General features: G+C 39.4%; 10 protein-coding genes. 9 read left to right on the top strand and 1 reads right to left on the bottom strand.

Features of this window, described 5'->3' with window-relative positions:
- Positions 1-13: 13 nt before the first annotated feature.
- From lepB to pdxJ, 5 genes are read left to right on the top strand one after another with little or no spacing between them, the layout of a single operon-like run.
- Positions 14-949 (top strand): signal peptidase I, encoded by a 936-nt coding sequence (lepB, locus tag I6E69_RS10650; protein ID WP_002958716.1) that lies wholly within the window; start codon positions 14-16, stop codon positions 947-949.
- A 2-nt stretch (positions 950-951) separates the two neighbouring features.
- Positions 952-1,629 carry a ribonuclease III gene (gene rnc, locus I6E69_RS10655; RefSeq protein WP_002958715.1) on the top strand — a complete coding sequence of 226 codons (678 nt, stop codon included), beginning with the start codon at positions 952-954 and terminating at the stop codon, positions 1,627-1,629.
- A complete protein-coding gene (gene era, locus I6E69_RS10660) occupies positions 1,619-2,551 on the top strand; it encodes a GTPase Era (protein ID WP_002958714.1) in 933 nt (310 codons plus the stop codon). The genes rnc and era overlap by 11 nt, the downstream gene beginning before the upstream one ends.
- 20 nt (positions 2,552-2,571) lie before the next feature.
- The gene (recO, locus tag I6E69_RS10665; protein WP_002958713.1) at positions 2,572-3,264 is read left to right on the top strand and encodes a DNA repair protein RecO; all 693 of its coding nucleotides are present in this window, start codon (positions 2,572-2,574) and stop codon (positions 3,262-3,264) included.
- Between the two features lie 22 nt (positions 3,265-3,286).
- Positions 3,287-4,018, top strand: a complete 732-nt coding sequence (gene pdxJ, locus I6E69_RS10670) for a pyridoxine 5'-phosphate synthase (RefSeq protein WP_002958712.1) — start codon at positions 3,287-3,289, stop codon at positions 4,016-4,018.
- 81 nt (positions 4,019-4,099) lie between these two features.
- Here the strand turns inward: pdxJ and barA are convergent, their stop codons facing one another.
- A complete protein-coding gene (gene barA / locus I6E69_RS10675; RefSeq protein ID WP_182720286.1) occupies positions 4,100-6,874 on the bottom strand; it encodes a two-component sensor histidine kinase BarA in 2,775 nt (924 codons plus the stop codon).
- A gap of 109 nt (positions 6,875-6,983) precedes the next feature.
- Here barA and rlmD point away from each other — a divergent pair, with 109 nt between their 5' ends.
- The 4 genes from rlmD to I6E69_RS10695 all read left to right on the top strand — a co-directional run bounded on the left by rlmD (position 6,984) and on the right by I6E69_RS10695 (position 13,071).
- On the top strand, positions 6,984-8,309 hold the full coding sequence (rlmD, locus tag I6E69_RS10680; protein WP_002958710.1) for a 23S rRNA (uracil(1939)-C(5))-methyltransferase RlmD: 1,326 nt from the start codon (positions 6,984-6,986) through the stop codon (positions 8,307-8,309).
- Between the two features lie 8 nt (positions 8,310-8,317).
- Positions 8,318-10,474, top strand: a complete 2,157-nt coding sequence (relA, locus tag I6E69_RS10685; protein ID WP_024594977.1) for a GTP diphosphokinase — start codon at positions 8,318-8,320, stop codon at positions 10,472-10,474.
- 2 nt (positions 10,475-10,476) lie between these two features.
- The gene (gene mazG / locus I6E69_RS10690; RefSeq protein WP_197121229.1) at positions 10,477-11,274 is read left to right on the top strand and encodes a nucleoside triphosphate pyrophosphohydrolase; all 798 of its coding nucleotides are present in this window, start codon (positions 10,477-10,479) and stop codon (positions 11,272-11,274) included.
- A gap of 162 nt (positions 11,275-11,436) precedes the next feature.
- On the top strand, positions 11,437-13,071 hold the full coding sequence (locus I6E69_RS10695; protein WP_033020682.1) for a CTP synthase: 1,635 nt from the start codon (positions 11,437-11,439) through the stop codon (positions 13,069-13,071).
- The last annotated feature ends 79 nt before the right edge of the window (positions 13,072-13,150 follow it).

Below are 13,150 nucleotides of genomic sequence, written 5' to 3' on the forward strand. Positions count from 1 at the left end.
CAAAGGATTATAAATGGCTGGTTATTTTTCAGTTTTATTGGTGTTATTAACTTTAGGCTCAGGTTTAATATGGTTAATAGATCACTTAATGTACGCCCCAAAAAGACAGGAGCGCTTAGCGATAGCGCAAACGTCTGCTGGAGCTCCGTTAGATGAAGAAACTGCGGCATTAATTGCACCAGAACCAGTGCTAACAGAAACAGCAAAGTCGATTTTCCCGATGATTGCAGCAATTACTATTTTTAGATCATTTATCTTTGAACCGTTTCAAATTCCATCCGGTTCAATGATGCCTACACTATTAGTAGGTGATTTTATTTTAGTGCAAAAGTATTCATATGGAATAAAAGATCCTGTTTGGCGTACTCAATTAGTTGATATTGGGCAGCCTGAGCGTGGTGATATTGTTGTTTTTAAATACCCTTTAGATGAAAATGTTGACTATATTAAACGTACAATTGGTTTACCTGGCGATAAAATTGTTTATCGCGATAAACGTTTATATATTCAGCCAAATTGTAAAGAAGGCGAAACCCAGCAGGGTGAGCTTTTATGTAATGAATTCAATAAAATTGATTTTAAACTAATTAATGATAACGAATTTAAACAAGGCCCAATGCCTCTAGCTCGTGTAAATGAAAATTTAACAACAGTTACGCATGATATATTAATCAACCCACAAGCGCCTGAGAGAAAAGGGCGTTACTACCAGCAACCGGGCACGCCTTCTGATGAATGGACTGTTCCTGCTGATCATTATTTTATGATGGGTGATAACCGCGACAACAGCCAAGATGGTCGCTTTTGGGGCTTTGTACCAAAAGAAAACTTGGTGGGTAAAGCTGTCTTTATATGGATGAGTTTTGAATTTGAGAATGGCCCTGATGATATTTTACCAGGATGGGTTCCAACTGGTGTTCGCTTTGAGCGCCTAGGTAATATTCAGTAACGATGAAAAAAAATGTAACAGAATTATATAAAAAAATTGGCTATGAATTTGCCGATCAAGGTTTACTTGAGCAAGCAATGACGCACCGCAGCCACAAAGGCCAGCATAATGAGCGACTAGAATTTTTAGGCGACTCTATTTTAAGCTTTGTGATTGCCAATGCACTTTATGCCAAATTTCCTAAAGCGCGTGAAGGCGATTTAAGCCGCATGCGCTCAACGCTTGTGCGTGGTCAAACACTTGCCGAGTTTGGTCTTGAATTTGGCCTAGGCGATTATTTACGCTTAGGGCCGGGCGAGCTTAAAAGTGGCGGATTCCGTCGCGAGTCAACGCTTGCTGATGCAGTAGAAGCTATTATTGGCGCTGCATTTTTAGATTCAGGTATTGATAGCTGTGGCGATCTTATATTGTCATGGTACGAATCACGATTAGATGCTATTTCACCAGGGCTTAACCAAAAAGATCCGAAGACCCTGCTGCAAGAGTATTTACAAGCCCGTAAATTATCTTTACCGGGTTACACTGTGGTTGATACCAAAGGCCAAGCACACAATCAAACATTCACGGTTGAATGTATTGTTGATGGAATGGATAGCATAATTTCTGTAGGTAGCTCGCGCCGTAAAGCCGAACAAAAAGCTGCTGAAAAAGCATTGAAGATACTTAAAAATGAACCTTGATACCCTAATACAGCCTCATGAAGGTGATGTAGATACGTTTTGTGGAATGGTTGCTATTGTAGGGCGCCCAAACGTAGGTAAGTCGACTTTGCTTAATGAAATTATTGAGCAAAAAGTGAGTATTACCTCACGTAAACCACAAACCACGCGTCATCGTATTATGGGTATTCATACCGAAGGTAAACACCAAGCGGTATACATAGATACACCAGGTCTACACGTTGAAGAAAAACGTGCGATTAACCGTTTAATGAACCGTGCCGCGTCTAGTTCTATCGGCGATGTTGAGCTTATTATTTTTGTAGTTGAGGGCACTCATTGGAATGCCGATGACGACATGGTACTTAATAAAGTATCGCAAAGTGGTAAGCCGGTATTATTGGTTATTAATAAAATAGACCAAGTTAAAGACCGTGACCTTGTGTTGCCTCATATGAAGTGGTTAAGTGACAAGTTTGATTTTGTTGGAATTATGCCAGTATCGGCAACGCAAGGTAAAAATGTTGATTTAATCAAAGCAGAAGTAACTAAACGCTTACCTCCTTGCGAATTTTACTTTCCGGAAGATTATGTAACTGACCGTTCAATGCGCTTTATGGCAGCTGAAGTAATTCGTGAAAAACTAATGCGTTTTATGGGCGAAGAATTGCCGTATTCTGTAACTGTTGAAATTGAGCAGTTTAAATGGCAAGACAACGGTATTTGGCATATCAACGGGTTAATTCTTGTTGAGCGCGAAACACAAAAACGCATGGTTATTGGTAATAAAGGCGAAAAGCTAAAAACCATTGGCCGTGAAGCCCGTAAAGACATAGAAGAAATGCTGGATAACAAAGTATTTTTAGAGCTTTGGGTTAAAGTTAAGTCGGGTTGGGCTGACGATGAACGTGCACTAAGAAGCTTAGGTTACAGTGAAGACTAGACCAAGCAGTAGCTTAGTGAATGGATAGCGACTTCTACACCGCGTATTTATTACATCGGCGTCCTTATAGTGACTCCCAAGTAATGTTAGATATGCTTGTAGAAGGCGTTGGTCAGTTAAGAATGCTGGCCCGAATTAGTGGTCGCCAGGCCACTAAACATAAAGCACAACTTCAGCCGTTTCAGGCACTGCTTGTTAATTACAGTGGCAAGTACGATTTAAAATATATCAATAAGTTTGAACTGCATGGGAACTCGCACTTTTTAAAAGGTGATGAGCTTTATTGTGGTTTTTATTTAAATGAGCTTACAAATCGTATCGTTCCTGTTAACGAGCCAATTGAACAAGTATTTGAGCTATATAAAACTCATCTATCAAACCTAAACAGCGGGGCTAATTTACAAGAGGTGCTTCGCTCATACGAGTTTCAACTATTGGAATTACTCGGTTATGGCGTGGATTTTAGTTTTGACGCCAGTGGTGAACCAATAGATGAAAAGCAGACGTATAGTTATTTCCCCGAACTTGGTTTTTTAGTACAAGAAGATACACGTTCTGGATTTAGTGGCAAACAACTCAACGCCATAGCAAATCATGACTTTAGCCAAAATGATGTGCTATATATGGCAAAGCAATTAAGTCGCTATTTATTAAAACCCTTATTAGGTAGTAAACCATTAAAAAGCCGCGAGCTATTTATGGCCTCTCAATAAACGTAATTTTACAGGTAAGAAAATGAAAGATATTCTTTTGGGTGTAAACGTAGATCATATTGCAACACTTCGCCAAGCGCGTGGAACAAGCTATCCAGATCCCGCTCATGCAGCCAGTGTAGCAGAGCATGCAGGCGCAGACGGTATTACGATTCACTTACGTGAAGACAGACGCCATATTCAAGATCGCGACGTTTATGTAATGGCTAAAACCATTCAAACTCGTATGAATCTTGAAACCGCTGTTACCGATGAAATGATAAAAATAGCGCTTGAAGTAAAACCTGAGTACGTGTGCTTAGTACCTGAAAAGCGCGAAGAATTAACAACCGAAGGTGGCTTAGACGTAGCCGGTAATATAGATAAAATTAAAGCAGCAACAAAAACGCTTACCGAAGCGGGTATTAAAGTATCGCTATTTATTGATGCAGATAAAGCACAGTTAGATGCAGCCAAAGAATGTGGTGCTCCTTATGTAGAAATACACACAGGCGCGTACGCCGATGCAACAAATGATACTGATTTACACAAAGAGTTAGAGCACATTCGTGAAGGTGTCAAATACGCAGCAAGCTTAGGTTTGATTGTTAACGCTGGCCATGGTCTTCATTATCATAACGTGAAACCAATCGCTGCAATGCCTGAGATTTATGAGCTAAATATTGGTCACGCTATTATTGCTCGTGCAGCGATAGATGGGCTCGATAAAGCCGTACGAGACATGAAACGATTAATGATTGAAGCAAGAATGTAAGATAAGCAAACATAAGCATTTAAAAAGCTTAATTAAAAAACGCGGTAAATACCGCGTTTTTTTGTATCTAAAATTCAAAGCTTATCTTTGCAGTTCGGTCACACTTGCATCTGCAAGTAGGTTTTCAAGCTCGTCCTGTAACTCAAATAATTCAGGTTCAATATTCTCTAACAAGCATTTATTTTTAAGCGATGTTTCAATTGTTTCTGCGAGTGATTTAAGTTTAGGTACACCAGTGTAACAACATGCACCATGAAATTTATGAACAATACTTAACACTTGCTGGCAATCGTTACTCTCTATTGCTTTAGCAAGTAATGTAAGGGTCTCAGGGACACTTAAAAGTAGCATGTTAAGCATCTCTAGCGCTAACTCGCTCTTTCCGCCAGCACGCTGCAGGGCTTGTGCCCAATCAATTCTACTACTTTGAAATGGTGCAGGACTTTGTGGTGTATCTGTTTTAGCTTTGTCACGATTAACAGGAGTCTGTGGACTATGGTCGCTAATAATTTGTTTAAGCATATCTTCATCAATAGGCTTAGTTAAATAGCCTTTAAAGCCATCTTTTAACAGTTGCTCTTTTTCGCTTTGAAGGGCGTGTGCCGTTACAGCGATAATGGGTGTATCTTCATTAAGTGATGATTCTTGTATAAGCTTACATGCGGTTATACCGTCCATAATTGGCATTTGTATATCCATAAAAATTATGTCGTATTTATGACTTTTACTTAAGCTGTATGCTTGTGAACCATTATGAGCCGTTTCTATTACTTCAATCTGTTCACTTAATAAAGTATGGAGAAGTTTTAAATTGGCATCGTTATCATCAACAACCAATACTTTTAACGGCAGTAAAGCTTGATCGTTTTGTTCAATATTATGAGTAGGGTGGTCAAGCCTGTAAGGTGCTGCGAGTACTTCACATAACTTACGGTGATTAAGTGGTTTACTTAAGCATGCATCAGCTCCGCTGCCTATAAAGGCTTCTCGCATATTGTGCGATACAGTATTAAGCATTAAATATAAGTAATCTGTAGATTCACGCACGGCTTTTACATAGCTTTTTAGTTGCTGCATATCATCAACTGATGCCATATGGCCAATTAAGCAAACATCATATTTATGTTCAGTATTTTTTATAGCGTCTAAAAAGCTAGTTTCGTTAAAGCATGCCGTTACGTTTGATTCCCACTGGGTTAATAACGAAAGTACGGCATGGTGCGTATGCTCATGTGGCTCTAAATATAAGATACGCTTACCAATGAGCGATTTAGTCGGTAAGTCATTTGTAAATACGTGATTTGGCAAACTAAACACACTATTGAATGTAAAGCAGGTACCGTTACCAGGCGCAGAATTTAACGTTATACGACCACTCATTGCTTCAACAATATGCTTGGTAATAATAAGACCAAGGCCTGTACCACCAAACTTACGTGTAATGCTTGAGTCTGCTTGTCCAAATGGAGTGAATAAAGAGTCTTGCTTATCCATAGGTATACCCACGCCAGTATCTGTTACTGACACAAGTAAAGAAGTACGTTCGTCGTCGAGTAACCGATGGCTTATGTCGACCTTAATAGAGCCTTTTTCGGTAAATTTAATCGCATTACTTAATAGGTTTATTAATACTTGTTTAAAGCGAGTGGGATCGCCTGTTAAGTCATCCGGTACTTGTTGGTTAATGTAAATGGATAGCTCTAATTGCTTATCGTGTGCGCTAGGAGCGAGTAGTGTCATTACTTCATTTACAGCATCACGAAGTTGAAACTGTATCGACTCAAGCTCCATTGCCCCCGCTTCTAGTTTGGAGAAGTCTAGAATGTCGCTAATAATAGTCATTAAACTATTTGCTGAGAGCATAATAGTGTCGAGGTAATCTTTTTGATGTTTATTCAGCGGTGTTTTATAAAGCTGGCGTGTAAATCCAATAACACCGTTTAACGGAGTACGAAGCTCGTGACTCATTTTAGCTAAAAAGTCTGATTTTACACGGTTAGCATCTTGCGCTTCTTTTTTTGCAAACGAGAGCTCTATATTTGACGTTTCGTATTGCTCTAGTGTTTCGCGGTAGTCGCTTGTTGCTTGATCAATATTTTTTTGCATTTCATCTTTTTGCATCACCATAGTGTGAGCAATGGTGTTTAAGCCTTCGCGAAGTAACTCAAACTCACCAATCATATTGTCGTTAAGGCCAGTACTTCTTTTACCTTCAACTAACTTGTCGGTTGCAAGTACTAACTTATTAAGCGGCGTCATAAACATGCGGCTCAACCTTAAAGCTAAAATAGCTGCAAACACCAATGATAAAATAATCACAATACCGCTAATTAATAAAGCTCGTTGTTGCCCTATAACAGCTTGGTCTTTGTTTAGCTGTATAATAACGGTGCCCAGAGATGACTGAAAAGCCGACGGGTCCCATTTAGAATCGTGACTTGTATGGTTAATAATGGGGGTGAAAAATGTAACAAGCTCATCTGACTTTTGCACATGGGTGGTTTTTAAATTTATGAGCGTTTTTTGATTAATTAACTTTTCAAATGAGCGGTGATAATTACTGGTCATTAATAGCGCATTATTTTTATCAAAAATTGCAATCGACTTAATTGTAGGGGAGTGCTTGTTATGTGTGTAGCTTATAAGGCGATTCAATAGCTGTTTGTTTTTTTCGAGCATGGGTTGCTCAAGCGCAATAGCAAGGGGCTCAGAAATAGTAGTGCCTTGCTGATATAAAATTTCATCAAGCTCAATGTAACGATTTATTGTAAAATAGCCACCAAGTAGTAATCCTATGATCACCGTTGGGATCAGGGTCAGTGTTAAAACAGAATCGCGTAAGCCTAATTTGGTCATAATGAGAGCGTTTTATCGTTATTAGTATGACTTGAGTATATACGGTTCAACACGCATTCTAAAGCATCTAAATATAGGTGCTTCATAAATAAAGTTAAGGTAATGCCTAATGGCGCAAATTTTTAAAGCGAAAAAAAAACCGTTAAAGCAACAAACACTAGAATTAACTATAACGGGAATGGATCATCAAGGGCGTGGCATTGCTAAACATAACAATAAAGTATGTTTTGTAAGCGGTGCATTACCAAACGAAACAGTCAAAGCAACACTCGTCGAAGATAAAGCTAAATACAGCAGTGCAAAAGTAATTAAAGTTATTCAAGCGAGTGAATCAAGAGTACATGCTTTTTGTGAGCACTATAATCAGTGTGGTGGTTGCCAATTACAGCATTTAGAAGTAAGCCAACAAGTTGTAGAAAAACAAACTGCAGTTACTCAGTTATTTAGTAAGTTTGCTAAATTAAACAGCTTAAACTGGCAAACCCCATTATTAAGTAAACCTGTGCATTACAGACGCAGCGCTCGCATAGCCGTTATGTTTGATAAAGCAGCTAAAAAAATGCGCGTGGGTTACAGAGCAAGTGGCTCAAAAAATATTGTGAGTATTAATAAATGTGCAGTACTTGATGAAGTATTTACAGATGTTTTTACACTTTTTGATGACTTAATTAATCAACACAAAGCACTGCACAGTATAAGCCATTTACAGTTATGCCAAAGTGATAAACAAAACTTTGTTGTTATTCGTCACACTAAAGCAATTAATGATGATACAAAGGCTTTGGTTGAGCACATAACAAAAAGCCAGCAGTTTGAAATTGTATGGCAAAGCGAGAGCGATGCAATAGAACATTCACACTTAGCCATGCCATTTTATTATCTTAAAGAATTTGATCTAAAATTTGAATTTGGTTTAGGTAATTTTATTCAGGTAAATGCACAAGTTAACGAAGCTATGTTAAAGCAAGCTGCAAATTGGCTTGATTTAAAAGGTGATGAAAATTTATTGGATTTATTTTGTGGGATTGGTAATTTCTCATTAGTGTTAGCAAAACAAGCAAAATCTGTAATTGGTGTAGAAGGTGTGACTTCAGCGGTTGCAATGGCTGCTCAAAATGCGCAAACTAACTCTATTACCAATGCGCAGTTTCATTGCTTTGATTTAACCCAAAGCATACAGAGCGCCCCATGGTTTAGCAAAAACTTAGATGTGCTTGTGCTCGATCCTTCTAGGACTGGTGCTATGGCTGTATTAGAGCAATTACCTTTAAAGCAGTTTAAAACTATTTTATATGTCTCTTGTGACCCTGTTACTTTAGCCCGTGACAGCGCAATTATTTCACAAGCTGGCTTTGATCTTAATAAAATTGGGCTAATGAATATGTTTCCTCATACAGGGCATATTGAAACTATGGCGTTATTTCAACGGAGGTAGAACGCATTATGGTAGCTACACGACAATCACATCAACAAGATGAGACAACAGATTTTAGCACTCGGCTTTCATTTCTTGCCTTGTCTGAAGAAAAAACAGAGCTACTTACTAAAGCCCAAGCGCTCTGCGTAAAATGTGATAGTGAAAGTAGGCAAACTACTGCAATCGAAATGGTTGAAATTTTAGCTGAGCTAAATCTTGACCCCGAATCGTTAGCTACTGCGTATTTAACCCCGTATTTTTTAAACGACTTAATATCGCTTGAAACCATCGAAGAGCAGCTTGGGAATAACATAGCTATGCTGCTAACTGGGGTTGCACAAATGGCCACTATTAGTACTTTATCGCATCAAGGTAAAGGCACTATGCAAGTTGATAATATTCGAAAAATGTTATTAACCATGGTTGAAGATGTGCGCGCCGTGGTCATTAAGCTTGCCGAGCAGGTATGTCATTTACGCAATGTAAAAAATGCGGATGAAGAAGACCGCGTCATTGCCGCTAAAGAAACGGCTGATATTTTTGCACCATTGGCAAACAGATTAGGAATAGGGCAATTAAAATGGGAACTAGAAGATTTATCGTTTAGATATTTGCACCCAGGCACCTATAAAAGCATAGCCAAACAACTTGACGACAAACGCCTTACACGCGAAGCCTACATGGAAGATATGGTTGAGCAAGTAAAAAACCGTTTAAGTGAAGCGGGCATAGAAGCCCAAGTTTATGGTCGTCCTAAGCACATTTACAGCATTTATAAAAAAATGCAGCAAAAAAACTACGAGTTTGATCAGCTTTTTGATATTCGGGCTATGCGTATCGTCGTTGAACGCCTGCAAGACTGCTACGGTGCGTTGGGTATTGTGCACACCAATTGGCGTCATCTTAATAAAGAGTTTGACGACTATGTAGCAACCCCAAAACAAAACGGCTATCAGTCAATCCATACCGTGGTATTTGGACCTGAAGGTAAAACGGTAGAGATACAAATTCGTACCAGCGACATGCATCAAGATGCTGAGTTAGGGGTGGCTGCACACTGGATGTACAAAGAAGGTGCATTACCAGGGCGCGGCTCGGGTTATGAGCAAAAAATCAGCTGGTTGCGTAAATTACTGCAATGGCAAGAAGAAGTAGTCGATGGCGGCGATTTAGCAGAAGAGCTTAAAAACCAAGTAGTAGAAGATCGCGTATATATATTTACCCCAAGCGGCGATATTATCGATTTACCACTAGGCGCTACACCGCTTGATTTTGCTTACTACATTCACTCAAATGTGGGGCATCGTTGTATTGGTGCAAAAATATTCGGCAAAATAGTGCCGTTTACGCATCAACTTACAACAGGGGATCAGGTAGAAATACTCACCCAAAAACAACCAAATCCAAGTCGTGATTGGTTAAACCCGTCATTAGGATACATTAAGTCATCCCGTGCTAGAGCTAAAATCCATCACTGGTTTAAACAGCTCGACCGCGACAAAAACTTAAGTGCGGGGAAAGAAATTCTCGACAGTGAATTACAAAAGCTCAATTTAACATATAAAGATTTAGAGCCAGCCATTAAGCGTTTTAACTTTAAAGAGCTGGATGACTTAATGGTTGCAATTGGTGCGGGCGATGTTCGCCTCAATCAAATGCTTAACTTTGTAAGTGATCGGACTGAAGATGAGCCGGTTATTCGTATTAAAGCACCAAGTAAAGTAACTGGTGATAAAAACGGCATTGTGGTTGATGGTGTTGGCAGCTTAATGAGCCATGTAGCCAAGTGCTGTCGCCCAGTACCTGGCGATGAAATAATAGGTTATATAACGCAAGGTCGAGGAATAGGTGTTCATAAGGAAGACTGTGATTCGTTTAATAACTTAAAAAACCAGCATCCTGAGCGTGTTATTTCGGTAAGTTGGTCTGATGATATTAACGGCTCGTACGCACTAAGTATTAAAATAGAAGCCACCGATCGTTCAGGGCTGATACGCGATATAAGCTCAGTACTTGCTAACGAAAAAGTAAATGTTTTAAACATGAACGTAAATACGGTTGAAGATAATCAGTTAGCTATATTTACAATGCAAATAGAAGTACATGACTTATCGGGTACTAACCGTGTTCTTTCTAAATTACACCAAATTGAAGGTGTACATGATGCCAAGCGTGGTCATTAATCATGAATGATAATGCAGCGCTTACACAACTTCTTAGCATAATGAAAACACTGCGAGATCCCAAGGGCGGTTGTCCGTGGGATCTCAAGCAAGATTTTAAATCTATTGTGCCGCATACGCTAGAAGAAGCGTACGAAGTTGCCGACTGTATTGAATCAGGCAACTTAGATGAGCTTAAAGGTGAATTGGGTGATTTGCTATTTCAAATAGTTTTTTATGCGCAACTTGCACAAGAGCAAAATCTATTTGATTTTAATGATCTAGTAGAGCAATTAAACGATAAGCTTACCCGTCGTCATCCGCATGTGTTTGGTGAAAAAAAAGAGTTAACAGACGATCAATTATCGCAGCAGTGGCAAGCAATCAAAGCACAGGAGCGAAGTGCTAAAGCGCAAACCGAATCCCCTTCTTTTTGGCAAGATATCCCTGGCAATATGCCAAGCTTAAGCAAAGCCAAAAAAATACAACAACGCGTGGCTTCCCTTGGCTTTGATTGGCCAACGTATCATGGTGCACTAGATAAAGTGAGTGAAGAAGTGCTAGAAGTAAAAGAAGCGATTGAGCAAGACCCGCTATCTGATCATACAGCGGAAGAACTCGGCGACTTACTTTTTGCCACTGTTAATGTTGTACGCCATGTTAAACGAGATCCCGAACAACTGCTTCGTAGCGCTAATGATAAGTTTTCAGCGCGTTTTGAAAAGGTAAACGCTTATTTGCATGCGCAAGGTAAAAGCTTAGATACAGCAACCTTTGAAGAGATGGATAGTGCGTGGGATGCGATTAAAAAAGTAAAATAGGCTTAATGTTAAATAGTGCACATTTTTTGTGCGCGTATTAGCTAATTTTAGCTGGATTGATAAGCAGTGTTTTGGTACAATTTCGCCCCGTCTTGATGATATACCCTTAGGCTCTTCTTTGGGTGTTATATTCCTTTTAATTCCTGATATTCTAGGGTTCGCATGAGTACAAAATTTATCTTCGTTACTGGCGGAGTTGTTTCTTCGTTGGGTAAAGGTATTGCCGCAGCTTCACTGGCCGCTATTTTAGAAGCCCGTGGTTTAAATGTTACCATTTTAAAGCTGGATCCTTACATCAACGTTGACCCAGGCACAATGAGCCCAATTCAACACGGTGAAGTTTACGTTACAGAAGACGGCGCAGAAACTGACCTTGATTTAGGTCACTACGAGCGTTTTATCCGTACCAAAATGACTAGTCGTAATAACTTCACACAAGGCCGTGTATATGAAGACGTATTACGTCGTGAGCGCCGTGGTGAATACCTAGGTGCTACTATTCAGGTTATTCCACATATCACTAACGATATTAAGCAACGTGTATACGACGGTGCTGAAGGTTATGATATTGCTATTGTAGAAATTGGCGGCACTGTAGGTGATATTGAATCACAACCGTTTATTGAAGCAATTCGTCAGATGGGAACTGAAATTGGTCGCGAACGCGCGCTATTTATTCACTTAACGCTAGTGCCATTTTTAGGCCCTGCCGGTGAAGTGAAAACGAAACCAACTCAGCACTCTGTTAAAGAGTTGCGCTCAGTAGGTATTCAACCAGATATTCTTATTTGTCGTTCAGACCGTAAACTACCTAATAATGAGCGTGCAAAAATCTCATTATTCACAAACGTAGAAGAAAAAGCGGTTATTTCACTACCAGATGTAGACAGCATTTATAAAATTCCTGCGTTATTAAAAACACAAGAATTAGATAACTTTGTATGTCGTCGTTTTCACTTAGATCCACCAGAAGCTGATTTAGCTGAGTGGGAACAAGTACTTTATCAAGAGTCTAACCCAACGGGTGAAGTGACCATTGGTATGGTTGGTAAATATATTGAATTACCAGATGCGTACAAATCGGTTAACGAAGCATTAAAGCATGCGGGTCTTAAAAACCGCCTAACAATCAACATTGAATACGTAGATTCACAAGACTTAGAAAGCAAAGGTGTTGAATTACTTTCACACTTAGATGCTATTTTAGTACCGGGTGGATTTGGCGGACGTGGTGTTGAAGGCAAAATTTTAGCAGCTAAATATGCACGTGAAAATAAAGTACCATACTTAGGTATTTGTTTAGGGATGCAAGTAGCATTAATTGAATATGCACGTAATGTTGCAGGTTTAACGGATGCAAACTCTACAGAATTTAATGCAAATTCAGAAGCACCGGTAGTTGGCTTAATTACTGAATGGCTAGATGCTGAAGGTAATGTTGAAACACGTAGCGAAAAATCTGATTTAGGTGGCACTATGCGTTTAGGCGCACAAAAATGTCATTTAACGCCTGGTTCTAAAGTACATGGAGTATATGGCAGCGACGAAATTGTTGAACGTCATCGTCATCGCTACGAAGTAAATAATAACTTTGTAGAAATACTTGAAAAAGCAGGCTTAAGCTTTACTGGTTTATCAGAAGATAAAAAACTGGTAGAAATTATCGAAAATAAAGATCACCCATGGTTTATTGCCGCGCAGTTCCACCCGGAATTCACGTCAACGCCACGTGATGGTCATCCGTTATTTGAAGGGTTTGTAGCAGCTGCGCACATCCACCAAAAAGCGAATTCGTAATTTTAAAAGCCGTGCATATTGCACGGCTTTTTTGTTTTAAGGGCTGACTAAGCTATATAAAACGTAGTAAAGTTAGCTG

The sequence above is a fragment of the Pseudoalteromonas sp. NZS100 genome, assembly GCF_015864815.1.
GTDB lineage: Bacteria > Pseudomonadota > Gammaproteobacteria > Enterobacterales > Alteromonadaceae > Pseudoalteromonas > Pseudoalteromonas distincta.

Excerpts from the sequence above, each read along its gene's own strand:
- barA (WP_182720286.1), bottom strand. The coding sequence starts at position 6,874 with ATGACCAAATTAGGCTTACGCGATTCTGTTTTAACACTGACCCTGATC.
- lepB (WP_002958716.1), top strand. The coding sequence starts at position 14 with ATGGCTGGTTATTTTTCAGTTTTATTGGTGTTATTAACTTTAGGCTCA.
- I6E69_RS10695 (WP_033020682.1), top strand. The coding sequence starts at position 11,437 with ATGAGTACAAAATTTATCTTCGTTACTGGCGGAGTTGTTTCTTCGTTG.
- mazG (WP_197121229.1), top strand. The coding sequence starts at position 10,477 with ATGAATGATAATGCAGCGCTTACACAACTTCTTAGCATAATGAAAACA.
- relA (WP_024594977.1), top strand. The coding sequence starts at position 8,318 with ATGGTAGCTACACGACAATCACATCAACAAGATGAGACAACAGATTTT.
- rnc (WP_002958715.1), top strand. The coding sequence starts at position 952 with ATGAAAAAAAATGTAACAGAATTATATAAAAAAATTGGCTATGAATTT.
- rlmD (WP_002958710.1), top strand. The coding sequence starts at position 6,984 with ATGGCGCAAATTTTTAAAGCGAAAAAAAAACCGTTAAAGCAACAAACA.
- era (WP_002958714.1), top strand. The coding sequence starts at position 1,619 with ATGAACCTTGATACCCTAATACAGCCTCATGAAGGTGATGTAGATACG.
- recO (WP_002958713.1), top strand. The coding sequence starts at position 2,572 with ATGGATAGCGACTTCTACACCGCGTATTTATTACATCGGCGTCCTTAT.
- pdxJ (WP_002958712.1), top strand. The coding sequence starts at position 3,287 with ATGAAAGATATTCTTTTGGGTGTAAACGTAGATCATATTGCAACACTT.